Annotated in this window: 24 protein-coding genes; 5 read left to right on the forward strand and 19 right to left on the reverse strand. The window is 67.3% G+C overall.

The genetic code is table 11. The features are described 5' to 3' along the window. Positions 1-67: 67 nt before the first annotated feature. The gene (locus tag KV110_RS29440) at positions 68-736 is read left to right on the forward strand and encodes a metal-dependent transcriptional regulator (RefSeq protein WP_218479043.1); all 669 of its coding nucleotides are present in this window, start codon (positions 68-70) and stop codon (positions 734-736) included. Between the two features lie 86 nt (positions 737-822). On the opposite strand, the gene KV110_RS29445 is transcribed toward KV110_RS29440, so the two are convergent. The 3 genes from KV110_RS29445 to KV110_RS29455 form a co-directional block, all read right to left on the reverse strand. Beyond that, positions 823-1632, reverse strand: a complete 810-nt coding sequence (locus KV110_RS29445) for a hypothetical protein (RefSeq protein ID WP_246634063.1) — start codon at positions 1630-1632, stop codon at positions 823-825. A 168-nt stretch (positions 1633-1800) separates the two neighbouring features. Continuing rightward, the gene (locus tag KV110_RS29450) at positions 1801-2223 is read right to left on the reverse strand and encodes an EF-hand domain-containing protein (RefSeq protein ID WP_218470465.1); all 423 of its coding nucleotides are present in this window, start codon (positions 2221-2223) and stop codon (positions 1801-1803) included. A gap of 151 nt (positions 2224-2374) precedes the next feature. After that, complete coding sequence (locus KV110_RS29455) at positions 2375-2770, reverse strand: DUF4345 domain-containing protein (RefSeq protein ID WP_218470466.1); 396 nt, start codon at positions 2768-2770, stop codon at positions 2375-2377. A gap of 143 nt (positions 2771-2913) precedes the next feature. Here KV110_RS29455 and KV110_RS29460 point away from each other — a divergent pair, with 143 nt between their 5' ends. Next, complete coding sequence (locus KV110_RS29460; RefSeq protein WP_218470467.1) at positions 2914-3516, forward strand: TetR/AcrR family transcriptional regulator; 603 nt, start codon at positions 2914-2916, stop codon at positions 3514-3516. A 231-nt stretch (positions 3517-3747) separates the two neighbouring features. On the opposite strand, the gene truB is transcribed toward KV110_RS29460, so the two are convergent. The 11 genes from truB to rimP form a co-directional block, all read right to left on the reverse strand. After that, entirely contained in the window at positions 3748-4653 is a 906-nt protein-coding gene (truB, locus tag KV110_RS29465; RefSeq protein ID WP_218470468.1) for a tRNA pseudouridine(55) synthase TruB, read from the reverse strand. After that, positions 4653-5321 carry a 4'-phosphopantetheinyl transferase Npt gene (gene npt, locus KV110_RS29470; protein ID WP_218470469.1) on the reverse strand — a complete coding sequence of 223 codons (669 nt, stop codon included), beginning with the start codon at positions 5319-5321 and terminating at the stop codon, positions 4653-4655. Before npt ends, truB begins: the two co-directional genes overlap by 1 nt. A gap of 304 nt (positions 5322-5625) precedes the next feature. Further along, positions 5626-6582: a metallophosphoesterase family protein gene (locus KV110_RS29475; RefSeq protein WP_218479046.1), complete on the reverse strand. Its 957-nt coding sequence runs from the start codon at positions 6580-6582 to the stop codon at positions 5626-5628. Positions 6583-6642: 60 nt separating this feature from the next. After that, positions 6643-7986, reverse strand: coding sequence for an MATE family efflux transporter (locus KV110_RS29480; protein ID WP_246634797.1), 1344 nt, complete (start codon positions 7984-7986; stop codon positions 6643-6645). Positions 7987-8241: 255 nt separating this feature from the next. Then, positions 8242-9240 carry a DHH family phosphoesterase gene (locus KV110_RS29485; RefSeq protein ID WP_218470470.1) on the reverse strand — a complete coding sequence of 333 codons (999 nt, stop codon included), beginning with the start codon at positions 9238-9240 and terminating at the stop codon, positions 8242-8244. A 13-nt stretch (positions 9241-9253) separates the two neighbouring features. Then, complete coding sequence (gene rbfA / locus KV110_RS29490; RefSeq protein ID WP_218470471.1) at positions 9254-9697, reverse strand: 30S ribosome-binding factor RbfA; 444 nt, start codon at positions 9695-9697, stop codon at positions 9254-9256. 28 nt (positions 9698-9725) lie between these two features. Beyond that, positions 9726-10016 (reverse strand): DUF503 domain-containing protein, encoded by a 291-nt coding sequence (locus tag KV110_RS29495; RefSeq protein ID WP_218470472.1) that lies wholly within the window; start codon positions 10014-10016, stop codon positions 9726-9728. A gap of 96 nt (positions 10017-10112) precedes the next feature. After that, the gene (gene infB, locus KV110_RS29500; RefSeq protein WP_218470473.1) at positions 10113-13145 is read right to left on the reverse strand and encodes a translation initiation factor IF-2; all 3033 of its coding nucleotides are present in this window, start codon (positions 13143-13145) and stop codon (positions 10113-10115) included. A 110-nt stretch (positions 13146-13255) separates the two neighbouring features. Beyond that, a complete protein-coding gene (locus KV110_RS29505) occupies positions 13256-13615 on the reverse strand; it encodes a YlxR family protein (RefSeq protein WP_246634798.1) in 360 nt (119 codons plus the stop codon). A gap of 68 nt (positions 13616-13683) precedes the next feature. Further along, positions 13684-14715 (reverse strand): transcription termination factor NusA, encoded by a 1032-nt coding sequence (nusA, locus tag KV110_RS29510; protein ID WP_069167613.1) that lies wholly within the window; start codon positions 14713-14715, stop codon positions 13684-13686. Continuing rightward, complete coding sequence (gene rimP / locus KV110_RS29515; protein ID WP_218470475.1) at positions 14712-15422, reverse strand: ribosome maturation factor RimP; 711 nt, start codon at positions 15420-15422, stop codon at positions 14712-14714. The genes nusA and rimP overlap by 4 nt, the downstream gene beginning before the upstream one ends. A 164-nt stretch (positions 15423-15586) precedes the next feature. On the opposite strand from rimP, the gene KV110_RS29520 reads away from it, so the two are divergent. Together KV110_RS29520 and KV110_RS29525 are read left to right on the forward strand one after the other, a co-directional pair. Continuing rightward, on the forward strand, positions 15587-16192 hold the full coding sequence (locus KV110_RS29520) for a hypothetical protein (RefSeq protein ID WP_246634064.1): 606 nt from the start codon (positions 15587-15589) through the stop codon (positions 16190-16192). After that, positions 16189-16623 carry a ferritin-like domain-containing protein gene (locus KV110_RS29525; protein ID WP_218470476.1) on the forward strand — a complete coding sequence of 145 codons (435 nt, stop codon included), beginning with the start codon at positions 16189-16191 and terminating at the stop codon, positions 16621-16623. The genes KV110_RS29520 and KV110_RS29525 overlap by 4 nt, the downstream gene beginning before the upstream one ends. A 142-nt stretch (positions 16624-16765) precedes the next feature. Here KV110_RS29525 and KV110_RS29530 read toward each other — a convergent pair whose 3' ends face one another. Both KV110_RS29530 and KV110_RS29535 read right to left on the reverse strand, forming a co-directional pair. Beyond that, on the reverse strand, positions 16766-18517 hold the full coding sequence (locus KV110_RS29530; RefSeq protein ID WP_218470477.1) for an acyl-CoA dehydrogenase family protein: 1752 nt from the start codon (positions 18515-18517) through the stop codon (positions 16766-16768). A gap of 148 nt (positions 18518-18665) precedes the next feature. Continuing rightward, the gene (locus KV110_RS29535) at positions 18666-20423 is read right to left on the reverse strand and encodes a proline--tRNA ligase (RefSeq protein WP_218470478.1); all 1758 of its coding nucleotides are present in this window, start codon (positions 20421-20423) and stop codon (positions 18666-18668) included. 58 nt (positions 20424-20481) lie between these two features. On the opposite strand from KV110_RS29535, the gene yaaA reads away from it, so the two are divergent. Continuing rightward, positions 20482-21225: a peroxide stress protein YaaA gene (gene yaaA, locus KV110_RS29540; RefSeq protein ID WP_218479051.1), complete on the forward strand. Its 744-nt coding sequence runs from the start codon at positions 20482-20484 to the stop codon at positions 21223-21225. A gap of 18 nt (positions 21226-21243) precedes the next feature. Here the strand turns inward: yaaA and KV110_RS29545 are convergent, their stop codons facing one another. The 3 genes from KV110_RS29545 to KV110_RS29555 are packed head-to-tail and all read right to left on the reverse strand — an operon-like array spanning position 21244 to position 24204. Beyond that, entirely contained in the window at positions 21244-22218 is a 975-nt protein-coding gene (locus tag KV110_RS29545; protein WP_218470479.1) for a DMT family transporter, read from the reverse strand. Beyond that, entirely contained in the window at positions 22191-23240 is a 1050-nt protein-coding gene (locus KV110_RS29550) for an iron-containing redox enzyme family protein (protein WP_218470480.1), read from the reverse strand. The genes KV110_RS29545 and KV110_RS29550 overlap by 28 nt, the downstream gene beginning before the upstream one ends. Beyond that, positions 23227-24204 carry a hypothetical protein gene (locus KV110_RS29555; RefSeq protein WP_218470481.1) on the reverse strand — a complete coding sequence of 326 codons (978 nt, stop codon included), beginning with the start codon at positions 24202-24204 and terminating at the stop codon, positions 23227-23229. The genes KV110_RS29550 and KV110_RS29555 overlap by 14 nt, the downstream gene beginning before the upstream one ends. Positions 24205-24828 lie beyond the last annotated feature (624 nt).

Here is a 24828-nt window from a genome sequence, read left to right on the forward strand (position 1 = left end):
CACCCGCCGTGAGCTAGCCGACGCCGCTGCCGATGCGTCGAGACAAGCCACCGGCGGCACCGCGACGATCGCGCCGGAGCTGTCCTCGGTCGCCCAGGACTACCTCAAGGTGATCTGGACCGCACAGGAGTGGTCGCAGGAGAAGGTGTCGACCAAGCTGCTCGCCGAACGGATCGGGGTGTCCGCGTCCACCGTCTCCGAGGCCGTGCGCAAGCTCGCCGACCAAGGGTTGGTCGAGCACGCCCGGTACGGCTCGATCACCCTCACCGAAAATGGTCGACGCGCCGCGGTCGCGATGGTGCGCAGGCACCGGCTGATCGAGACCTTCCTGGTCAACGAGCTCGGCTACGGCTGGGACGAGGTGCACGACGAAGCCGAGGTGCTCGAGCACGCGGTCTCCGAACTGCTCATGGCCCGCATCGACGCCAAACTCGGCTACCCAGACCGCGATCCGCACGGCGACCCCATACCCTCGGTCGACGGCGCCGTCCCCACCCCACCGGCCCGCCAGCTCAGCGACTTCCGCGCGGGCGAGTCGGGCCGCGTCGCCCGCATCTCCGACTCCGACCCCGACATGCTCCGCTACTTCGACTCGGTCGGCATCGCCCTGGACACCACCATCACCGTCCTCGAACGCCGAGACTTCGCAGGCACCATAGCCATCCGCATCGGCACCACCGAAACTCCCACCGACCTGGGCAGTCCCGCCGCCGAAGCCATCTGGCTCACCACCTGACCGGCGTCGCGAACGGGACATCAGTGCGGCGTCACTCGCGTTTCGGTGCAGTCATGTCCCGATGGTGAATCCTGTTCGACCGGTGGTCAGCAGATGATGAAGTAGTCCTGGAGGCGGGTGGGGACACCGTCGGCGGCGGCCTTGGTCCAGCAGACGTCGTGCGGGAAGTAGACGTAGGTGGCCCAGCCGTCGGGGGCGCGGCGGACGATGCGCTGGCTGTCGCCGGGGACGTCCCAGACAATGACCGCCCAGGTGCCGTCGCATTCGGTGACTGTCGCGTTGTCGCTGCCGAGTTCGCCGATGTCGTCGAGGTCGTGCACGATCGTTTGGGCGGCGCAGAACGGGGGCAGGTTCGGTTCCTGGAAGCGCAGTTCGCCGGAAACGACCTGTCCTTGGTGGAGCAGGAAGAGGCTGTGCATGCCCTCTGGCACCGGGGTCGTACCGGGCGGCGGGGTGCCCATGCCGAAGCGGTAGCAGCCGACCGGCACCGCGAAGGTGGCGGAGCCGTTGGCGTCGGTGACGGCGTCTCGGCGCAGCACCTCGGTGGTGCCCTCGAGCGGAATGTCATGGGAGGCCGGGTCGCACGGCTGTACCAAACGGAGGTTTACCGGCACATTCGGCACCGGAGCGCCGGAGAGGGTTCGGGTCTCGAGCACTACGGTGCCGGAAGCCTGCGGCGGGTTTCCGGGCTTGTCGGGAGCCGGCGTGCCCGGTGACGGATTGCGCGGCGGCGGAACGACATCGGTGGGTGGCGTCGTCGGCAGTGGCAGCGAACTCGTCGCGGGTGTAGACCGATCCGCCGGTGTCGGCGATCCGTCCTCACCGCCACATGCCGACGCCGCCAGCACAACCGCAACGACAACGAGCACCTGCTGCACAACTCCGCGGAAACCCACCGCCCCCACCTCTCGATCAGGTCATCGGATACTCGACCTATCGCTCTCCATCATCCCATGGTTACCGCAGGTAGACCCCCTACTTCCCGGGGCCGTCGAACGGGACAGGAGCGCGGAAACCCGTGGAGTTTCGGTGGCGGTCAGGTCCTCTTCGAGGGCGAATTGCGTTCAGCGGGAGAGGAAGTCGAGGAGGGTGCGGAATTCGGGGAGGGATAGGTAGCCGTCGTTGTCTTGATCGGCGGCGACGAGGAGGGTGGCGGCGGGCTCGTCGATGCGGCCCTCGCCGACGTGGCGGATGAGGGATTCGAGTTCCTCGACGGAGATGCGACCGTCCTGGTTGGTGTCGAAGATTTTGAAGGCGGCATCGGCATCGGTGACCTCGATGCGGCCACCGGCCAGCGCGGCATCGAATTCCGCTCGGGAAACAAGGAAGTCGCCATTGGTGTCGGCCGCGGCGACAAGCCGTTCGACGGCGTCGTCATCGACATCCAGCCCGAGTCCGCGGATCCCCGTGGTGATGTCGGCTACCGACACGAGACCATCCCCGTCCCGATCCCACAACTCGAACGTATCGACCGGCTGTCCACTCATAGCCCTACCTCCCACTACCGCAACATCAACGGCCGCTCCACACTCTACGGATCCGCCCATCCCCCAGCACCCCAAGCCCTGTCCGGCGAACGGGACACGACCGAGGCTCCACTCGCACTTTGCCGCAGTCATGTCCCGTTCGACGCGGTGGTCAGGCTGGGGTTGGGGTGGTGCGGTTTTCGTCGGCGGTGGATAGCCAGAAGCAGACGGGCGGGAGGACTATTTCGATGATGGTCAGCACGATTTGGAACCAGTGGGGCCAGCCGTGGACTGCTAGGGAGATCGCGCGGCCGACGGCGCCTAGGAGGAAGATTCCGGCGAGCCAGCGGATGGCCAGGGCGGGGATCGGGGATTGGCGGGCGGCCCAGATCCACGCGACGCCGTAGCCGACGAAGATCGCGCCGAAGAAGCGGCTCTGGCTGTCGGCGGTCACGCCGGAGGAGCCCATGTCGGGGACCGAGTCGATGCCGAGTGCCATGTGCAGGAAGCCGATGCCTACGCAGGCCACGCCCATCACCATGGAAAGCCACTTGAGTGTTGCGGCCATGATTTCCTCCCGAATGAATCCGACGCAAGGTGCTGGTGGGAAGCGGATTTCGAGGTCCTGAGCCCGCCCACCGACTAGTTGACGTGTGTCTACTAACAGACCCTACGACGCTTAGTAGACACACGTCAACTAAGCTTTGTCGGATGAATACTCGCCGCCGCCTCTCCCCCGACGAGCGCCGCAAGGTGCTGCTGGAAGCCGGTGCGCGACTCTTCGCCGAACGCGCCTACGACGCGGTGCTGATGGAGGACGTCGCGGCGGCAGCGGGGGTGTCGCGGGCCCTGCTCTACCGCCACTTCCCGAGCAAACGCGACCTGTTCGCGGGCGTCTACGAGGAAGCGGCGGACCAACTGCTCGTCGCGACGACGTTCGACACCGAAAGGCCACTCGCCGAACAACTCACCGCCGGGCTGAACACCCACTTCGACTACTTCGAAGCCAATGCCCACAGCGTGCTCGCGGCCAATCGCGTGCTCGCAGGCGATCCCACCATCCAGGCGATCATCGCGGGCGAGCTCGGCGAACTGCGCCACCGGCTGCTGGACGTCATGGGTGTCGAGGGCGCCACCCACACCCAGGTGTCCTCGGTGCTGATGAGCTGGCTCACCTTCGTCCGCGTGCTCACAGTCGAATGGTTGGAGAACCACCACTTCTCCCGCGCCGAGCTGCTCGACATCAGTGTGGGTTCACTCGTCGGCGCGCTGCAGCCACTCCTCGGACCTGAGCTCCGCCCGGGCGGGAAGTGAGCGCAGGGCCCTGGTCTGCGCTGCGGCATACGGAGACTCGGCCACATACCGAACCCGATCAACGGCCGACAGGCTGCCACACCGCGGCCCGGCCACATGCGGAGGAGCCGACTCGATACCAAACTGCCATCCACCGAGAACCAGCCACATGCCGACGCCGCCACCTGCGGAGACCGGCCACATTAGGAGACCCGGCCGCGTGCCGGGGCAACGGATCGTGGCCGTGACGAGTTACAGGTTGGACGGGCGAACAACCATCACGGATGCGGCGCGCTTGCCGCTCTCCTGGAGCAGCGCGATCGCGCGTCCCGCCGGGTCGATGGCGGCGTAGACGCCGGGGAGGCCGATCGGGTCGAGCCAGCGGCCGTTGCGTAAGTCGTCGGCTTGCGTCTCGTCAATGTCCCGGTGCGGGAAGGCGGTTCGGACCGCCTCGTCCATGTCCAGACTGAGCAGCGAGGCGTCGGATTCGGCGGCGGTCGCCAATTCGTCGAGGGTGCGGGCATGTTCGAGGGTGAACGGGCCGACTCTGGTGCGGCGCAAGGCCGTCAGGTGTCCGCCGACGGCGAGGGCGGCACCCAGGTCGCGGGCAAGGGCGCGCACGTAGGTGCCCGAGGAGCATTCGACCGCCACGTCGAGGTCGACGAATTCACCGTCCGAAACATCGCGACGGGCGAGGATGTCGAAGCGGGACACGGTGACCGGGCGGGCTGCCAGCTGCACGTCTTCACCCGCGCGGTGCCGAGCGTAGGCGCGTTCGCCGTTCACCTTGATCGCGCTCACCGTGGCGGGCACCTGTTCGATGTCACCGGTGAGTTCGGCGGTGTGCGCGGCGATTTCGTCATCGGTGAGGTGCAGGGCCGGGGTGGTCGACAGCACCTCCCCCTCGGCGTCGTCGGTGGTGGTGGCCTGGCCGAGCCGGATGGTCGCGGTGTACGCCTTGGTGGTCAGCGTCAGCAAGCCGAGCAGTTTGGTGGCCCGCTCCACGCCGAGCACGAGCACCCCGGTCGCCATCGGGTCGAGGGTGCCCGCGTGCCCGACCTTCTTGGTGCGCAGCAGTTTCCGGCATTTCGCGACGACGTCGTGGCTGGTCCAGCCGCCGTCCTTGTCGACGATCAGCAGCCCGCCGAGCCCATCCATCAGGCGTACGCGATCGCGGTGAGGATGAACCCGTCGGCGATCAGCCACCGGCCGTCGAACGAAAGCAGCGGCGTCCCACCGTCATTCGTCTGTCCCGGCACCAGCAGCTCGCTGTGAAAGGTGCCGTTGCCGGAATCGGCGGAGCCGTCTTCGATCTCGAAGGTGATGTGCGCTTCCTCGAAGCCGAGCCAGCGCGCGGTCAGCGGCCACCACGCCTTGTAGGTGGCTTCCTTGGCGCAGAACAGTAAACGGTCCAGGTGCAGTGCGGAATCGGTGGTCTTCAACCACTCCCGCTCCGGCGGCAGGCTGACCGAATCCAGCACGCCTTCGGGCAGCGTCGCGTGCGGCTCGGCATCGATGCCGATCGAACGGAAGCGCATCTTGTGCGCCACCGCCGCGGCCCGATATCCGTCGCAATGGGTGAGGCTGCCGACGACGCCGCGCGGCCAGATCGGCGCACCCCGCTCCCCTTTGCCGATCGCCACCGGCGGCTCGCCGAGCTCAGCCAGCGCCAGCCGGGCACAATGCCTGGCCCCGATGAAGTCCCGGCGCCGCTTCTCCACCGACTTCGCGATGAGATGCTCCTCCGCCGGATGCGCCTTCAGGTCCTCCGGATACTCCAGCAGCTCAGCCGACTCGACACCAGCAGGCAAAATTGTCTCGATCATCACCGACGAGCCTAGTCGAGCCGCGATACGCCCCCGCAGGGTCCATCCCACGCGTCGCCACCGCACCAGCCGAAAGTGGCCGACCGCACCTCGCCCGCAGCGAATCGCTTCGCCAGGTAGACACTCTCAACACCTCGACGGACATCCGACTGCTCGCGAAGCGGTCTTCCATGACGTGCCGAGCCCACGGAATCGGCCACATCCAGGACCGCGTCCACGATTCTCTCGCGAAACGCTGCAGCTGAGCCTGGGCCCGCGACCGGCGGGCGTCGCCGCACCCCGTGCCCCGTTCGTCGCGTAGCGGTCAGACGCCGCGGCGGCGCTGGGCTTTGCTGCGCATCTCCTGGGCGGCGGCTTCCATTTCCGGGGTGACCTGGAAATGTCCGCCCCACTTGTTCAGGGTGCCGGGTGGGTACTCGGGCGCGGGGAGGATTTGGCGGAGCAGGCGGTCGGGGAGGCCGCGGCGCTGCCATTCGCGGGGGTAGCCGAGCGAGACCTCTTCGAAGCGGACGCCGTCGTAGTGCGAGGTGCGCGGGATGTGCAGGTGACCGTAGACCGAGCAGACCACGTTGTAGCGGGTGTGCCAGTCGGCGGTCAGTTCGGTGCCGCACCAGAGCGCGAACTCGGGGTAGAACAGCACGTCGGTGGGCTGGCGAACCATCGGGAAGTGGTTGATCAGCACCAGCGGCGTGCCTTCGGGCAGCGCGTCCAGTTTGCGCTTGGTGACCTGCACGCGGGCGTGGCACCAGGCATCACGGGTCAGGTACGGGTCCGGGGAGAGCAGGAATTCGTCGGTGGCCACCACATTGCGGTCCCGCGCGATGGCGAGGCCCTCGGCCTTGGTGGTGGCGCCTTCCGGCAGGAAGGAGTAGTCGTACAACAGGAACAGGGGCGCCAGCGTCACCGGTTTGCCGTACTCTTCCGCGCCCGCGCCCTCCCATACCGGGAACGGGTCTTCCGGGGTGAGCACGTCCAGATCCCGGCAGATCGACACGAGGTAGTCGTAGCGCGCGACGCCGGTCATCTGCACCGGGTCCTTCGCCGTGGTCCACAACTCGTGGTTGCCGGGCACCCAGATCACCTTGGCGAACCGGTTGCGCAGCAACTCCAGCGCCCACCGGATGTCGTCGGTCTTCTCCCCCACGTCACCGGCGACGATCAGCCAGTCCTCCGGTGAGTCGGCCTGGATCTGCTCGACCACCGGCCGATTCCCCTGGTGTCCGACATGAATGTCGCTCACCGCCATCAACTTGGGTATCACCACACCTACCTTGGCACACCCGTACCCCCCTTCGCCCGCCACCCCGCCGCACCGGCTCATCTAGATCTTTTGCGGGACTTCGGCGCCGACTCGAGCCCAGCTGCCGGACCGAGCTCGCCAGGAGACGGCGGCCAAGCGCAGCAGCATGAAGGCGACCAGGCCGGACCAGATTCCGCCGATGCCCCAGTCGAAGACCAGGGATAGCCAGATGGCCGGGAGGAAGCCGAGGAGGGCGGCGCCGAGGGTGGTGGTGCGCAGGTAGGCGGCGTCGCCCGCGCCGAGCAGGACGCCGTCGAGGGCGAAGACGATGCCCGCCACCGGGATGATGCAGACGAAGAACCACCAGGTGACGTGGGTGCGGTCCAGAACATCGGGGTCATCGGTGAAGAGTCTCGGGATGAGTCCGGCGCCCGCGGCGAAGCACGCGGCCAGCGCCAGGGAGAAGATCTCCGACCAATAGGTGACACGACGGGCCAAGGCGCGGGCACCAGCGGCATCGCTCGCGCCGAGGGCGGCACCGACCAGGGTCTGTGCGGCGATGGCGAGTGAATCCAGCGTCAGGGCCAGGAAATTCCACAGTTGCAGGACCAGTTGGTGGGCGGCGACCGAGGCGGCGCCGAAGCGAGAGGCGACGGCGGCGGCCGAGACGAAGCAGGCCTGGAAGGCGAGGCTGCGCACGATCAGATCACGGCCGAGTACCAGTTGGGCGCGCATCACCGACCAGTGCGGGGTAAGCGAAACCCGCTCCCGGACAAGGGCATTCAGAAACAGTGCGGCCATCACCAATTGACCGGCCACGTTCGCCACCGCGGAGCCGGGCAACTCCAGCCGCGGCGCACCGAGCAGCCCATGCACCAGCACCGGGCACAACACCCCCGAAACAACAAGCCCGGCAACGACATACATGAGCGGCCGACGCGTCTCCTGCACTCCGCGCAGCCACCCGTTGCCAGCCATCGAGATCAGGATCAACGGCACACCGAACAGCGCGACCCGCACCCACACCAGTGCCTCGGCGGCGATCTCCCCGCCACCGGCGATCGCACTGGTCAGTGGCTCCGCGAAGACCTGCACCAGCACCAGGATCAGCGCGCCGACCACGATCGCCAACCACGTCGCCTGCACCCCTTCGGCCACCGCGCCGCGTTCGTCGCCCGCGCCGTGCCTGCGCGCCGCCCGCGCCGTGGTGCCGTAGGAAAGGAACGTCAACTGCGAACTCGCCTGCGCCAGAATCAATCCCCCGACCGCGAGCCCGGCCAGCGCCAACGCACCGAGCCGCCCGACCACGGCGAGGTCGAACAGCAGATAGATCGGCTCCGCGACCAGCACCCCCAGCGTGGGTAGCGCGAGACCGAGAATCCGTCGGGGCCCGGCCTCGGCAGCCGGTTCACCGGGGCCAAGCACCGGACCATCGATCGACGTCGCCCCTTCCACCGGGCTAGCGCCCACTTCTGCCCCACCAGAGCTCGTCGAACTCACCAAACCTCCCGTCGCCGCCTACGATCCTGCCCACTCGAGACCCTGCCACGGGGCACCGACAAGCATTCACATCCCGGTCACGGGACCGCTCATCGTCGTACCGCTCGACCGCGCGCAGCATCAGCGCAGAGCCGAACAGGTACGCGACCCGCAGCTCGCGAGAAACGCGGCTCGGGTCGATCACCCGAGGGCGTCCAGCAATCCGGCAACGAGCTCGTCGGGACTTCCGTACGCGGTATAACCGGCGGCAAAACGATGCCCGCCCCCACCCATCGCGGTCGCTATCTCGGCAACATCCACCCCGTCGTCCGCGCCCGCTCGGCTGTCCCTGGCGCGCAACGACACCGTCCACCGATCGGCGACGGTACTGGATTGCTTGAACACCGCCGCGATCCCCGCTTCCGCGGAGGTGCGGACGATATCGATAACGCTCTCCGCCTCTTCGGAACTCACCCCGGCGATGTCTTCGCGCCGCACGAACGCGTACACCAGCCCGATGCCACGCACCCCCGGCACCAGCTGCGCGGTACCGAGTACCCGGGAGAGCATGGTCAGCCAACCGAACGGGTGGGTGTCCAGCAAGGCCCTGGCGATCTCCGCGCCGTCGATTCCGGTGGCCAGTAGCCGCTCGGCCAATTCGTGCGTGCCGGGACGAACCCAGCGGAACGACCCGGTATCGGTCACCAAACCGGCGTAAAGACAGTGCGCCACTTCGGGATCGATCGGCACGCCCCACATGTCGAGTACCCGCACGATCAGACTGGTCGTCGATTCCGCGGCCGCGTCGACCACATTGATCGACCCGAACCGAGTATTGGACCGATGATGGTCGAGCACCAAAGTCCTTGCGGCTCCGCCCATTCGATCGGCCAGCGCGCCCAGCCGTCCGGCGCTGCCGCAATCGACCGCGATCAGCAGATCGACCTCGGCGGGCACGTCGGCAGGCGCCACCAGATGTTGTATACCGGGCAGCGACCGCATCGACTCGGGCAGTTCGGCGGGTTCGGCGAACGACACCCACACCGGGACCCCGCGCCGGTGCAGCACCAGCGCCAGCGCGAGACCACTGCCGACGGTGTCGGCGTCCGGTTGGACATGGCAGACGATAGTGACCGAGCGGGCGGCCTTCAACGCCTCGACGGCGGGTTCGAGGTCGACCAGGTCCCGCATGATGGTCATCGTCTACCGCAGGTCACTCGTCGTCGTCGCGTTCGACCTTGTACGGGTCGGCGTCGCCGGCGTGCCTGGCGGTGGCCGCCACCTTCGCTACGGCTTCATCCGCGGCCTTGGCCCTGGCCAGCAGCTCTTCCATGTCCTTGGCGACTTCGGGCACCTTGTCGAGGACGAACGCCAAGGTCGGCGTGAACTTCACGCCGGTGCCCGCGCCCACCTTCGAACGCAGCACTCCCTTGGCCTTCTCCAGGCCCGCGGCCGCGCCCTGATAGTCCGGTTCGGCGTCCAAGGTTTCGCCGAGCACCGTGTAGTACACCGTTGCCTCGCGCAGATCGCCGGTAACCTTGGCGTCGGTGATGGTCACGAAACCCAGCCGCGGATCTTTGATCTCGTATTCGATCGCGTTCGCCACGATCGAGGAAATCCGCTTGGCGAGTCGGCGTGCCCTGGCTTGATCCACCATGGCTGAACCCTCCTCACAAACTAACTAGTCAATCTTCGGGTCCGAAGATCCTGCGGCGCACTGCCAGCAACTGTAACTCCGGACGTGCCGCGACGTGCCGCTCACAACGGTCGAGTACCTCGGTCAGGTGATCCATACCGGAACTGACCAGGGCAACTCCCAGCAATGAACGGCGATAGCGGTCTTGTTCTCCGCCCTCGGCGGCACTCACGCCGAAGCGCTGCAATTCGGCCAGGATCGGCCGGATCACGGAGCGCTTCTCCTTCAGTGAGTGCACGTCGCCGAGCAGGAGGTCGAACTCGAGTGCACCCAGGTACACCTACACACCTCTTTGTGTCGAAAGGCTCGAGCTTCGAAAGTTCATCCCGCGCGGCCCGCCGGGCCATGGACCCGGCGTGCCGCGCGGTGTGCGAACTCAGTCGCGCGGCTTCTCGCGCAGCTCGTATGCCTCGATGATGTCGCCTTCCTTGATGTCGTTGAAGGTCAACGTCAAACCGCATTCGAAGCCCTCGCGGACCTCGGTGACGTCGTCCTTTTCCCGCTTCAAGGAAGAGATCGAGACCGTTTCGGCGACCACAACGTTGTCGCGGAGCAGGCGCGCCTTGGCGTTGCGCTTGACCGAACCCGAGGTGACCATGCAGCCGGCGATGTTGCCGACCTTCGACGAACGGAAGATCGCGCGGATCTCGGCGCGGCCGAGCTCGACCTCTTCGTAGATCGGCTTGAGCATGCCCTTGAGGGCCTTCTCGATCTCATCGATGGCCTGGTAGATCACCGAGTAGTACCGGATGTCCACGCCTTCGCGGTTGGCCAGCTCGGTCGCCTTGCCCTCGGCCCGGACGTTGAACCCGATGATGATCGCGTTCGACGCCGACGCCAGGTTGACGTTGGTCTCGGTGACACCACCGACACCGCGGTCGATGACCCGCAGGCGCACCTCGTCGTCGATCTGGATACCGAGCAGCGCCTCTTCGAGGGCCTCGACGGTACCGGAGTTGTCGCCCTTGAGGATCAGGTTGAGCTCCGAAGTCTCCTTCAGCGCGGCATCCAGATCTTCCAGGCTGATCCGCTTGCGGCTGCGTGCGGCCAGTGCGTTGCGCTTGCGCGCATTGCGCCGGTCGGCGATCTGGCGAGCGATCCGGTCCTCGTCGACAACCAGCAGGTTGTCACCGGCACCCGGCACCGACGTGAAGCCGATGACCTGGACCGGCCGCGACGGCAGCGCCGCCGTGACGTCCTCGCCGTGCTCGTCGACCATGCGACGGACGCGACCGTAGGCGTCGCCCGCCACGATCGAGTCGCCGACGCGCAGCGTGCCGCGCTGGATGAGCACCGTGGCGACCGGGCCGCGACCGCGGTCCAGGTGCGCTTCGATGGCCACACCCTGGGCGTCCATGTCCGGGTTCGCCCGCAGGTCCAGCGCCGCGTCCGCGGTGAGCAGGACGGCCTCGAGCAGAGCATCGATGTTGATGTTCTCCCGCGCGGAGATGTCGACGAACATGGTGTCGCCACCGTATTCCTCGGCAACCAGGTTGTATTCGGTCAGCTGCTGCCGGATCTTGTCCGGGTTCGCGCCTTCCTTGTCGATCTTGTTGACCGCCACCACGATCGGCACGTCGGCCGCCTGCGCGTGGTTGATCGCCTCCACCGTCTGCGGCATGACACCGTCGTCGGCGGCGACCACCAGGATCGCGATATCGGTGGCCTTCGCACCACGGGCACGCATGGCGGTGAACGCCTCGTGACCCGGGGTGTCGATGAAGGTGATGAGCCGGTCGGTCTCGCCGAGGTGAGTCATCACCTGGTAGGCGCCGATGTGCTGGGTGATGCCACCGGCCTCGCCCTCACGGACGTTGGCCTTACGGATCGTGTCCAGCAGTCGGGTCTTACCGTGGTCGACGTGACCCATGACGGTCACCACCGGCGGACGCTGCTCGAGATCGTCTTCGCCGCCCGCGTCCTCGCCGTAGGTCAGGTCGAACGATTCCAGCAGCTCGCGGTCTTCGTCCTCCGGGCTGACCACGTGCACGACGTAGTTCATCTCGCTGCCGAGCAGCTCGAGGGTCTCGTCGTTCACCGACTGGGTCGCGGTGACCATTTCGCCGAGGTTGAACAAGGCTTGTACCAATGCGGCCGGGTTCGCGTCGATCTTCTCCGCGAAGTCCGAGAGCGAGGCGCCGCGGGCGAGCCGAATGATCTCGCCGTTGCCGCGCGGCAGCCGGACGCCACCGATGGCGGGTGCTTGCATGCTTTCGTACTCGGCGCGCTTCGCCCGCTTCGACTTACGGCCACGACGCGGCGCGCCACCGGGACGACCGAACGCACCGGCCGCACCGCCACGACCACCGGGACCACCAGGACGGCCACCGCCGCCACCGGGACGACCACGGAAACCACCCGCGGCACCGCCACCGGCACCGGGCGCACCCGTGCCCGCACCGGCGCCACCACCGGGCGCACCGCCGCCGCGGTAGCCACCGCCGCCGCCACCGGGACGACCCGCGCCGCCACCGCCGCCGGGACCGCCACCTGGACGACCAGGACGACCGGCGCCGCCGGGTCCACCGGCACCGCCGGGACGGGCCGCACGAGACGGCATGGCACCGGGGTTGGGCCGCGGCGGCATCGAGCCGGGGCTAGGCCGCGGTCCACCGGGACGCGGACCACCCTGACCGGGCGCCGGACGCGAACCCTGCGCCGGAGCACCGGGACGCGGAGCACCCTGGGCCGGACCGGGACGCGGGCCACCCTGCGCCGGACCCGGACGCGGGCCACCCTGGCCGGGGGCCGGACGCGGCGCGGGACGCTCAGGAGCCGACGAATACGGATTGTTGCCGACCCGAGGAGTCTTCGGGCCGGGACGCGGACCGGAACCACCGGGACGCGGGGAACCCTGCGCCGGGGCGCCGGGACGCTGTTGCTGCTGACCCGGACGCGCCGCATTCGGCGTCGGGCGCGGCCCGGCCGGTGCGGGCGCCGAGCTCGCGGGCGCCTCGGTGGACGCCGACGCGGCGGGTGCCGGTGCCGATTCCTGAGCAGCGGCTGGCTTGGCCGCGGGCGACGGCGTCGGACGTGCCGCGGGGCCCGGCTTCGCGGCCGGTCCCTCGCTGGTCCGCGGGGCGCTGGTCTCGCGGACGGTTTCCTGAGCTGCCGCGGCCGGGGCGGGCGCGGGAGCCGGCGGACGGGGACCCGGACGTGGGCCGCCACCGGCGGGCTTCGCGGCCGGACGGGCCGACGAGCTGGGGCCGGGGCGTGAGCCCGACTTGCTGCCGTTCGCGGGGGCTGATTTGGATGCGAACGACTCACGCAGCCGACGCGCGACGGGAGCTTCCACCGTCGAGGACGCCGACTTCACGAACTCGCCCTGCTCCTTGAGCGTTGCGAGTAGTTCCTTGCTTGTGACACCGAGTTCTTTGGCCAACTCGTGCACGCGGGCCTTGCCTGCCACTGCTCTCCTCACTGAGAGGTCGAGCAGGTGCACCCGTTGTTCAGGGACGGGGCCCGCACGACCTCGGGTTATCTCCGATGGACGTTCATCGTTGGTGCTTCACGGTGTGCTCATGAGTGCTCGTGCCTGTTCTCGAGGTACTTCTCCAGGACTGAGATATCCAGATTTCCGGACACTCTTAATGCTCTGCCGAATGCTCGGCGCCGTTCTGCCGCGGTCAGACAAGCCGAGACGGGGTGCAACCAGGCACCCCGTCCGGGAAGTCTGCGCCGCGGATCGGGAAGGATCACGACCGAGGGGGCACCGTTTCCGGTATCCGTTTCCCGCGCCACGATCCGCAACAGATCGGCGGCCAACTCGCGCTTCCGGCATCCGATACAGGTCCGAATCGGTTGCGCGTGCTGAACCTCTGTCCACTCTACCGCCGACCCGGCCGGATCAACGAACCGCTCCCCTGCGGAAGTTACCAACATGTCATCCCGACGGCCCGGTTCGCGACCCGTTATATCCAACGCACGGTGCGCCGCGCCGGTTCCGGTCAACTCCGGTGTGCCTCCGTCCGCACCGAGCCGCCGCCCATGTCAGGGGCGGCGTCGCTGCGGATATCGATCCGCCAGCCGGTCAGGCGGGCGGCCAGGCGGGCGTTCTGCCCCTCCTTGCCGATGGCCAGCGAGAGCTGGAAGTCCGGCACCACAACGCGGGCGGCGCGGGCTTCGGGATCGACAATGGTGACCGACACCACTTTCGACGGCGACAGCGCATTGCCGACGAACGTGGCCGGATCCTCGGCGTAATCGATGATGTCGATCTTCTCGCCGGCCAGTTCGCTCATCACATTGCGCACCCGCTGTCCCATCGGGCCGATGCAGGCGCCCTTGGCGTTGACCCCGGACACGGTGCTGCGCACCGCGATCTTGGAGCGGTGCCCGGCCTCGCGGGCCACCGCGACGATCTCGACCGAGCCGTCGGCGATTTCGGGCACCTCGAGCGCGAACAGCCGGCGCACCAGATTCGGGTGCGTGCGCGACAGGGTGATCTGCGGGCCGCGCGGGCCGCGCGAGACACCGACGACGTAACACTTGATCCGGTCGCCGTGCTCGTAGGTCTCACCGGGCACCTGCTCGGCGGGCGGGATCAGCCCCTCGGCGCCGTGTAGTTCGCTGCCGATGCGCACCACGATGGTGCCGCGGGCGTTGGCTCGGGCGTCGCGCTGCACCACGCCGCCGACGATGTCGCCCTCGTGGGTGGAGAACTCGCCGAAGGACTTCTCGTTCTCGGCGTCGCGCAGTCGCTGCAACACCACCTGCCGTGCGGTGGTCGCCGCGATCCGGCCGAAACCCTCTGGGGTGTCGTCCCATTCGGAGATCACATTGCCGTCTGCGTCCAGTTCGCGCGCCATCACCCGGACCGTGCCGGTCTTCTGGTTGATGTCGATGCGCGCGTTGGGCTGGTGGCCCTCGGTGTGCCGGTAAGCGGTGAGCAGCGCCGACTCGATCGCGGAGATCACGGTCTCGATCGAGATCCCCTTGTCGGCGACGATCGCGCGCAGGGCTTCGATTTCGATGTTCATTCCACGGTCCCTTCGGTCGGCGAATCGGACGCTGTTACTGATTCGGGTAGTAATGGTGTTGTCCCTCGAACATCCGCGGCGTCGACCGCCGGCACATCATCTTCTTGACCTGGCACCGGGCGGCCGGGGACCACGCCGCCGGCCAGTTCCAATTCTCGTGCGCCCGGTTTGGCGAACTCGACCTGCACCACCGCCTCGGCGATATCGGCGAGCGGCACCCGGACTCGGTGCGGCTTGTGCTTGCCGCCGAGTACCAGCGCCACTGTATCGCCGCTGAGTTCACCGACCCGAGCCTCGAACTTCGCCGATCCACCCGAATCGGGGACGGGTGCGCCCGCGCGGAGGTGCACGCGCACCTTGCGCCCGCGCGCGCGACGCCAGTGCCGGTCCGCGGTGAGCGGACGGTCGACACCGGGGGTGGTGACTTCTAACAGGTACGGCGTCTCGCCGAAATCGCCTGCCTCGTCCAGCAACTCCGAAAGTTCGGTGCTGAGTTTGGCGATGGTGTCCAAATCGGAAGGGCCGTCGCTGTCGACGGTCACCTTCACTCGCAGCGATTGGTCGCTCCGCAGGCTCCGCTCCTGACCCTGCACAGCCTCACTATGCTTGCCGGTCGTCGAAATCTCGACGCCCTCGAGGTCGAATCCTCGGCGTTCGACGAGTCCAGCGGTGAGCTGGCTCAGCCTTTCCTCGGTCGGCATCGGCATATGGGGCGGCTCCTGGTTCAGTTGTCACGGCGGTGGGGAAATTTCTTCAACCGAAGGTCTAGCGTAACGCGCCCAGAGAGTGTAAAGGACCAGTGGGCAGGCAGTACGCGCGCCACGACGATGCCTGGTCCGGGGCTGCCTCGCGAATCTGGCACGATGGTGCCGTGCCCATCCGCCCTCCAGCGCCGCCGAGCGCCCTGCGCACCTCCGGCATCCCCGCCGACCGGCACGAATCCAGGTTCAGCCTGGACCGCCGCAGCATGTTACGGCTCGCCGGTGGCGGCACGATCGGCGTCCTTGCGCTCGGCGCGACAGCGGGCTGCGGTGCCGACGAACCGGTGCACGACCCGGATCCGCTTGCCGCCCAAGAAGTTCAGGCCCGCACCGACGCCGCGGCGGCAACCGCCGCGATCGCGCTCGCGCCGCAGCGGCACAGCGCGCTGACCGCAATCGCGACCGAAAGGACCGCGCACGCAGACGCTTTGCGGGCCGAGATCGACCGAGTGATCGGCGTGTACGGAGACGGCACCACACCGGTCCACCGCACCCGCACCAACGCCGCCGCGCAACCTTCCGGCCCGGCCGCCGTGGCATCCGGCACGCCAGTATCACCCTCCCCGCCGCCGAGCGTCGACGCGCTGCGCGCTCAGCTCACCACATCACGTCAGTCGGCCGCGGACCTGGCCCGCACCCAGTCCGGCTATCGGGCAGGCCTGCTCGCCTCGATCAGCGCGGCCTGCGCCGTCCAGGCAGGGGTGTTGCTCGCATGACCGAAGCTGAACGCGAAGCACTGCTCGACGCATTGCACGCCGAATACGGCGCGGTGTACGCCTACGGCGTGATCGCCGCGTACGCCTCCCCCGAACGTGGCCGTCTCGTCGCGGAGAACACCGCCGCACACCGCGCCCGCCGGGACACCACCATCGATGCCCTCACGTCGGGTGGCGCCACCGTGCCGCCGCCCGACGCCGCCTACACGGTCCCGTTTCCGGTCAACGACCCGATCCCCGCCGCCCAACTGGCCGTCACAGTGGAAACCGACACCGCCGTAGCCTGGCGCTCCGTCGTCGAACGCGCCGATTCCGAGCCCCTCCGCCGCATGGGCATCGAAGCCCTCACGGAATCCGCTGTCCGCCTGGCCACTTGGCAAGCCATCCTCGGCACCAACCCCCCAACGGTGGCATTCCCCGGCAAAGCCTGACCGAGGCCTTCTCACAGCTGCTCACCCGCTATACCGGGTGAGCAGCTGACACAAAGGGTGCGGCTGCGCGATCCGGGCAGCGGGCATCGCAAGAAGGCCGGACCCGAACTGAGTGCGGGACCGGCCTTTTCGCTGGGATGAACTACGGGCGCATTGCGTACGCGCCGTCGTAGGAAGCCACCTCGGCCCACACGCGGTCGAAACGCGGGCGGTCGGCAACCGGGGGACGCAATGCCGAAGCGGCCCAACCCTGCTGGTCGGGGGTGGCGGACGGCTTGCCGTAGAGGGTGGTGGCGTAGGTGTTGAAGTCGCGGATCTGGAAGTCGAAGATCTGGTCGAGCAGATCGCGGTCCAGGCCGGTGACGGCGGCCTGCTCCAGGATCAGCTGGCCGTAGACCACCAGGGAGAACAGGTGGCCGATGGTCAGCATGAAGTCCAGGTCCTTCTGCTGATCGGCGTCCGGTGCCGCGGTGGTCAGCAGCGTGCGCAGGGCCTGGGCCTGCTCGAAGAAGCGGCCCACGTTCGGGACGTCGGCGTGCTTTTCGTAGACCGGCGTCCAGTCGGCGAACTGCACCTTGCCCGCGCCGCGAGCGGGGCCCTGGCGCCAGAAGAACTCGTCGTCGGCCGCGTCCTGGCGGGTGCCGATCTCCGGGTAGTCCTTCGGGTTGAACAGGTAGTTCGGCATGAACTTCAGAATCTGCCCGACATTGACGTGCACCGTGCCCTCGAGCCGGGGCAGCGTATTGATCAGCCGCGCCACCTCGGCGAAGTAGGTGTTCTTCTCGAATCCCTTGGCCGCCAGCACATCCAGCAGCAACGTCATCACCGTCTCACCCTCGGAGGTCACCTTCGACTTCGTCATCGGGTTGAACAGCAGGTAGCGCCGGTCCTCCAGACTCGCACTGCGGAAGTAGTCGACGGCGCGGTCGCTGAACAGCTTCATCGCCACGATGCGGGCGTAGGCGTCGACGAAATTCGTTCGCACGTGCGGGAATTCGGTGACCGGGTTGCCGTAGAGGATGCGGTTGTTCGCGTGCGTGATCGCCTCGTAGAAGGAGTGCTCGACCATGCCGATGCCGCCGTGGCACAGATTGAACTTGCCCACGTTGACGGTGTTCAGCGCCGCGGAGAAGGCTTCCGGGCCGGTGTGCAGGATGTCCTGCGCACGCACCGGGTAGTTCTCCAAACGGAAGGTGCTGACGTACATCTGCTGGTGCACCACGTTGCCGAGCAGCCGGTAGTTCTCGTGCCTGCTGTCCGCGGCGAACCACACGTACCCGTCCGCACCCTCGATGTCCGCGCGCCGCGAGAACACCGAAACCATGCTCGCCACATTGCCGTTGCCGATGTAGTACTTCTCACCGTTGGCGCGGAACAGGATGCCCGCCTCCGCATCAGCGCTACCCGGCTCGCTCGGGGTCAGCACGAGGTCGGTGTTGTAGATGTCGGCGCCGTGCTCACGCTCGGACAGCCCGAACGCCATCACCTGCCCCTCGGCCAGGTCCGCGGCTGCCCGCTTCTTCGCTTCCTCGTTGTCGCTCTGCCAGATCGGGCCGAGCCCGAGGATGGTCACCTGCTCGGCGTACCAGTAGGCCAGCCCGTAGAAGCCGAAGATCTCCGACAGCGCCGCGTTGCGGGCCGCGTCCCAACGCCGATTCTCGTCGCCATCGGCGTACGCGGCCGGCGTCAGGAAGGTCGCGAACAACTTCTCCCGCGCGACGAAGTCCAGGAAGTCCGCCGTCCACACCGCGTCCGCGTCGTCGGCAAGCAGCTGCTGCTTCCCCCGCGACTCGAACCACTCGATGGTGGCCCGCAGCAGCCGCCGAGTCTCGGCGTCGAACTGCTTCGGGTCATAAGTGGCCGGGTTGAACAACAACGGATCGGTGCTCGTCATGCCGTTAACTTACCAGCGGGTAACAGCACTCCGGAGCCAGTCCGCCGTACCTCACACCGCAAATCCTGCCTACGCTCCCGTAGGTTCCTCGCGACACAGAACGGCCCCGATGGAATCCCATCGGGGCCGTTCTGTTCGATCGCTGAGACTAGCCGCGGACCTTGGCGACGACAGCGGCTACGGCCGAGTCGGCGGGCAGGTCTTCGGCTTCGCCGGTGAAGCGGTCACGGAGTTCGACCTTGCCCTCGGCCCAGCCGCGGCCGACCACGAGGATCAGCGGCATGCCGAGCAGTTCGGCGTCCTTGAACTTCACGCCCGGTGAGGCGGTGCGGTCATCGAAGAGCACATCGAGGCCATGCGCGTTGAGACCGGCGACGACCTCCTCGGCGCCGGCCCTGGCCGCGTCGTCCTTGTTCGCGATGACGACGTGGACGTCGTAGGGCGCGACCTCGGCCGGCCAGCGCAGGCCCTTCTCGTCGTGCTGCTGCTCGGCGATCACCGCGACCATGCGGGAGACGCCGACGCCGTAGGAGCCCATGGTCAGGCGCACCGGCTTGCCGTTCTCGCCGAGCACGTCGACGTCGAACGCGTTGGTGTACTTCTGGCCGAGCTGGAAGATGTGACCGATCTCGATGCCGCGGGACGACACCAGCGGGCCGCGGCCGTCGGGCGAGGGGTCGCCGTCGCGGACCTCGGCGGCCTCGATGGTGCCGTCGGGCGTGAAGTCGCGCCCGGCGACCAGGCCGACGACGTGCTTGCCCGGCGCGTCCGCACCGGTGATCCACGAGGTGCCGGTGACAACGCGGGGATCAACCAGGTAACGAACACCGTTGGCCTGCAGCGCCTTCGGACCGATGTAGCCCTTCACCAGGAACGGGTTGGCGGCGAAATCGGCCTCGGTGAGCAGTTCCACCTCGGCGGGCTCGACGGACGCGCCGAGCCGCTTGTCGTCGACCTCGCGATCGCCGGGGATGCCGACGCCGAGGATCTCGGACTTGCCGTCCGGGTGGCGCAGCTTCACCATCACGTTCTTCAGGGTGTCGGCCGCGGTGACCGGGCGCCCGAACTGCTCGGCGATGCCCGCGCTGTTGGCCCAGTCGACGAGGGTCGCGATGGTGGGAGTGTCCGGGGTGTCGTGCACGACGGCCTCGGGCTTGCCCTCGATCGGCAGCGGCGCGGGCGCGGGTGTGACCACTGCCTCCACATTGGCCGCGTAACCGGATTCGAGGCAGCGCACATACGTGTCCTCACCGACCGGACTGTCGGCGAGGAACTCCTCGGACGCGCTACCGCCCATCGCACCGGAGGTGGCCGCCACGATCACGTACTTGACCCGCAAGCGCTCGAAGATCCGCTGGTATGCCTCGCGGTGCGCGTCGTAGCTGGCCTTGAGCCCGTCCTCGTCCAGGTCGAACGAGTACGAATCCTTCATGATGAATTCGCGGCCACGCAGAATGCCCGCGCGGGGCCGTTCCTCGTCGCGGTACTTGTTCTGGATCTGGTACAGGATGACCGGCAGGTCCTTGTAGGAGTTGTATTCGCTCTTCACGGTGAGCGCGAACAGTTCCTCATGGGTCGGGCCGAGCAAATAGTCCGCGCCCTTGCGGTCCTGCAGGCGGAACAGGCTGTCGCCGTATTCGGTCCACCGGTTCGTCGTCTCGTACGGGTCGCGCGGCAGCAACGCGGGCAGCGAGATCTCCTGGGCGCCGATCGCGTCCATCTCCTCGCGCACCACGTCCTCCACCCGGCGCAGCACCCGAAGCCCGAGCGGCAGCCATGAGTAGACGCCCGGAGCGACGCGCCGCACATATCCGGCGCGGACGAGGAGTTTGTGGCTGGGCACCTCGGCGTCGGCGGGATCGTCGCGCAGGGTACGCAGGAAAAGGCGAGAGAGGCGGGTGATCACGGATGCACAGGGTAGTCGCTGGCGCGGCGATGTCCCCGGCGCATTACCGTTATCGCTCGTGCTGGTGCTGTTGCCTCCTTCCGAAACCAAGTCCGACGGTGGTTCCGACGTGCCGCTCGACCTGGCCGCGCTGTCGATGCCGCAGCTCACAGCGGTGCGCGAGCGGCTGGTCGATGAGGTGAGCAAACTCGCCACCGACCCGGACGCCTCGCGCGTGGTGCTCGGCCTCGGCAAGGGGGCTGACAGCGAGATCGCCCGCAACGCGACCCTGCGCACCTCCCCCACCCGCCCCGCGCTGGAGCGCTACACCGGCGTGCTCTACGACGCGCTCGACGCCCGCTCCTTCACGAAGGTCCAACGCGCCAAGGCCTACGCGCGACTCGGCATCGGTTCCGCGTTGTTCGGCGCGGTCCGCGCGGGCGACCCGATCCCCGCCTACCGTCTGTCCGGCGGCTCGAAACTGCCCGGCCTGCCCACCCTTTCGGCCGTCTGGCGCGACTCGCTCGCCGACGCCCTGCTCGCCGAGGCCGCCGGTGACCTCGTGGTGGACCTGCGCTCCGGTACCTACCAGCAGCTCGGCCGCGTTCCCGGCGCTGTCACCGCCACTGTCCTCACCGAACACCCCGACGGCACCCGCACCGTGGTGAGCCACTTCAACAAACACCATAAGGGCCTGCTCGCCCGCGCCCTCGTCCTCACCCGCGCCGAACCCACCGACGTCCGCGGCCTCGCTCGGGTCGCGAACAAGGCGGGCCTGAAGACCGAAATCGCCTCTCCGACAGAGCTGTTGATTCTCACCTGAGGGTGTGTCCGGCGCGGGTCAACCCGAGCTCGCTCGACCGGCGGCCGACCCGGTCTCGCCGGGCTCGAGTACGGGCTCGACCACTGCGTGCGATACCGCGTCTGGCTCCGAACTCTCCAGGGACTCCCGTCGGTCGATCGCGTACTGCAACGCCAGCGCGATGAATACGACTGCGGCACCGGCAATCTGATGCCCATAGAGCACATCACCGCGCAGGCCCACGCCGAGCGCCAGCGCCACCAGCGGCATCAGATAGAAGGCGAGCCCGGCCTGCAACGGTCCCACTGTGCCGATCAACCAGTAGTTGAGCAGGAACGCCACGGCCGTCCCGACACCCAGCGCGACCAACGAACCGACCACCGCGGCACTGGGATACACCGGTTGCACCAATTGCGGCGCGGTGACCACCAACATCAGCAGACCGGCGACGATCGCCTGACTGGCCGCCAGCACGACCTTGGAGTAGCCGAGGTTGCTGATCAGATGCTTCGCGTACGTATAGGCGACGGCGTAGCACACAGCGCCTGCCAGACAGGCGAGTTGGCCCGTCAACGTCGAGCGCGACTCTTCGCCCCACGGCGCCATCAGCACGATGATCCCACCGAAGCCCAGCACGGAAGCGACGACCTCACCGCGACTCCCCTTGTCCCGCAACAGCAACCAGACCACCGGCAGTGACGCCAGCGGAGTCACGCTGTTGTAGATGCCCGCCATGCTCACCGAGACGTTCTGCTGCCCCCAGGCGAACAACATCCATGGCAAGGCCTGCCCGAGAATCCCCACCAGCAGCAGCCGCGCCCAGATACCCCAGCCACGCGGCAGCTGCCGCCGCAGGGCCAGGCAACAGCCGAGCAGGATGGCCCCACCCAACCACAGTCGCGTTGCCACGATCTGCGACGGATTGGAGCCATCCAGTGCCAGTTCGACCAGCAGGAAGTTGGAACCCCAGATAGCCGCCAGTGCGATCAGAGCAAGGCGGCTAGCGGCGAGCACGTCAGCGCCCTTCCCGTCGCCACTGGATAGGCATCGCTGAATATGCGCAGCCCGCCATCGGCGTACCAGGACATGATCTGGCCATCCAGCCGGGCGCGCAGTTCGATGATGTCGACGACCGCCTTGGCGCATTCGTTGAGTTCTTCGTTACCGACGAAGGAGAACTCGGCGAGCAGATCGAGGGTGACGGCCTCGTGTTCCTCGTCCTCGTTCACGCCGGAATGGGCGGCGATCGGCTTGAAGAATTCCTCGGACAGATCGTTCTCCCGGCACCGGGCCAGAAACAGCTCGAGGAAGTCGGGTTCGGGCTCCTCCATCGGGAACAGCGTGCTGACAATGCCGAGCGGGAACTGGTAAGCGTGCACGCCCATCGTCGCCATGATCGACATCGTCGCGGGCAGTGGCTGCATTTGGAGCAGCTGCTCGCGGGTGATTCCGACGGCTTTCAGCGACTTCTCCAGCATCCGGTCGTGGTTGCGTTCGGCCTGATAGAAGGCCATGAACTGCTGCCAGACCTCGATGCCGATATCGTCACGCGCCAACAGCGGGGCGAGCGCGCGTGGACACAAATGGGTGACGTGCCAGTATTCGATGGCGTAGCCGATGATCTGGTCTCTGCTCACCTTCCCGGCTACCAGCGCATCGGTGAACGGGCTGTTGATTGTCGCCCTCGCCGCATCGGCCGCGCGCTTGAGCTGTGCGTAGGCGCCGACACCGGTGATTCCGCTGCCCAGCGGGACAGTATCGGAGTCGGCCAGCATGCCTTGTTCATCGAGCGCTTCGAGTACCGCGTCGAATTCTTCCCTGCTGCCGGGGAATTCGGTCGCGAGGTCGTCGGCGGTGCGGGTGCCCGATGCCAATGCCTCGAAGAACTTGCGTGATTCGTCGGCACGTCCCTCGAGGTATTCGAGTTCGATCCAATGCTTGTCCGCCAGATACGACAGCCGGACACCGTCGGCCGTCTCGGTTCGCTCGACCTCACGGCGCAATGTCGGACGCCGCAGCAATTCATGGCCGGCCATCTTCAACTCCTGCAGTGGTAGTGACGGGTGACGAACCGATCGTGCGCACGAGCGGTCGACCGGGATCGCCGTAGTACTCGAGAATTCCGTTGAAGAACTCGGCATACGCCTCGACGAACAGATGCGCCTTACCCACCAGGCGCGCTTGCGTACCGGCCGGAAGTGGCGGCAACGCCGCGAAGAACTCGCGGCTCACGCTGCCGTGATCGTGGCCGGCGTTGACCCGCGCGTGCTGCCGCAGCGGTTCGACGAAATGCGTCGGAATACCCGCGGTGGCACATGCCCGCAGGAACGAATCGTAGTAGGCCCCTTCGCCTTCGGCCTGCTCGAGCCGTCCTTCGAGAATGCCGATGGTGGCGATGAAGAAGAGCGGATCGGTGCGCGCCCACCAAGACAGCAATTTGATCAGTCCCGATGTGGTGGACAGTGGCCGGGCCGTCACCAGGTCCTCGCGACTGATTCCCAAGCCTTCGAAGGCCCGGACGACGATGTCGTCGTGCCGGTGCTCCTCATGGTAGAAGTCGTTCGCCATGCCGCGGATCGCGTCGCTGCTCGGATAGGACAGGATCGCGGAGTCGAATTCGCTTTCGCGGGAAAGGAAGAACCAGTTCTCCAGGCCGAACCCGTAATACACGTTCGGCTCGACCTGCTCCGGATGATCCAGTATCGCCCGCCAGAACGGGCCGTTGAATATCAGTTCCTCGAGCAGCCGGTTCACCACGTGTTCGACACTGCTGAGCACAACCATCGGCGACTCGGCCTCGGGCACCGAGCGATCGGCGAGCAGGCCGGTGATCTGCGCGGGTAGCAGGATCGAGGTGAGTTTGTCCGGCGCGACTCCCGTCTTCGCCGAGATTTCCGAAAGGGAAGCTGATCCGTCGGCCGAGCGCAGCACCGCGCCTAGTTGTTCGGCGGTGATGTCGTCTTCCGGCTCGACCTCGAATGTCACCTCCCCGCTACGCAATTCGAGAGTATTGGCAGAGGTTTCCGATACCTCTGCCAAGAGGTGGGGCTTGCCGGGGATTGTTCGAGTCACCGCGCCGTCGACCTTTCGTACAAGGAATTCAAGGGGCGGGTGGGGCGCCCCGATCCAGGGCCGCCCCATCCTTACTCTGCTGCGGATCAGAGGTGAACTGCAGTCAGGGCAACAACTTTCGAAGTGCGACGAATTTTCATGACACCTCCCCTCGAGGAAACAGGCACTCGGGCGCCAACCGCTTGGTGGGCTGATGCCGAGCGGCTAACGAAATGTCCGATGATCGGACGAGCCAAGAATAACAGTATGTCTCGAATGTCGAGGCCAATTCTGTTGCCCCACTTGACATTTAGCGTGATAAGCCCCATTTCTAGGGGCATGACACGGCGAGTTCCGTCAGCGGTGGAAGTTCACCCCTACCCGACGCAATACAGACTGTGCAATCAGCACAGCACCACACCTCGCAGTGAGTAAGTAGTCACTCACCGCGACCGCCGACCGACCCGGCGGCTCACAGAGCGTCGGTACACCCCACAGCGCTCACAAGGGGGGCGCTCGTTGCCCTGTGAGCGGCGCGGCCAGGGCGACATGGTCGAACCCGGGAGCAGGCGG

Origin of the sequence: Nocardia iowensis, assembly GCF_019222765.1 — a bacterium.
Classification (GTDB): domain Bacteria; phylum Actinomycetota; class Actinomycetes; order Mycobacteriales; family Mycobacteriaceae; genus Nocardia; species Nocardia iowensis.

Excerpts from the sequence above, each read along its gene's own strand:
- KV110_RS29450 (WP_218470465.1), bottom strand. The coding sequence starts at position 2,223 with ATGAGTGGACAGCCGGTCGATACGTTCGAGTTGTGGGATCGGGACGGG.
- KV110_RS29455 (WP_218470466.1), bottom strand. The coding sequence starts at position 2,770 with ATGGCCGCAACACTCAAGTGGCTTTCCATGGTGATGGGCGTGGCCTGC.
- KV110_RS29460 (WP_218470467.1), top strand. The coding sequence starts at position 2,914 with ATGAATACTCGCCGCCGCCTCTCCCCCGACGAGCGCCGCAAGGTGCTG.
- truB (WP_218470468.1), bottom strand. The coding sequence starts at position 4,653 with ATGGATGGGCTCGGCGGGCTGCTGATCGTCGACAAGGACGGCGGCTGG.
- npt (WP_218470469.1), bottom strand. The coding sequence starts at position 5,321 with ATGATCGAGACAATTTTGCCTGCTGGTGTCGAGTCGGCTGAGCTGCTG.
- KV110_RS29485 (WP_218470470.1), bottom strand. The coding sequence starts at position 9,240 with ATGACCATCATGCGGGACCTGGTCGACCTCGAACCCGCCGTCGAGGCG.
- rbfA (WP_218470471.1), bottom strand. The coding sequence starts at position 9,697 with ATGGTGGATCAAGCCAGGGCACGCCGACTCGCCAAGCGGATTTCCTCG.
- nusA (WP_069167613.1), bottom strand. The coding sequence starts at position 14,715 with ATGAACATCGAAATCGAAGCCCTGCGCGCGATCGTCGCCGACAAGGGG.
- rimP (WP_218470475.1), bottom strand. The coding sequence starts at position 15,422 with ATGCCGATGCCGACCGAGGAAAGGCTGAGCCAGCTCACCGCTGGACTC.
- KV110_RS29525 (WP_218470476.1), top strand. The coding sequence starts at position 16,189 with ATGACCGAAGCTGAACGCGAAGCACTGCTCGACGCATTGCACGCCGAA.
- KV110_RS29530 (WP_218470477.1), bottom strand. The coding sequence starts at position 18,517 with ATGACGAGCACCGATCCGTTGTTGTTCAACCCGGCCACTTATGACCCG.
- KV110_RS29550 (WP_218470480.1), bottom strand. The coding sequence starts at position 23,240 with ATGGCCGGCCATGAATTGCTGCGGCGTCCGACATTGCGCCGTGAGGTC.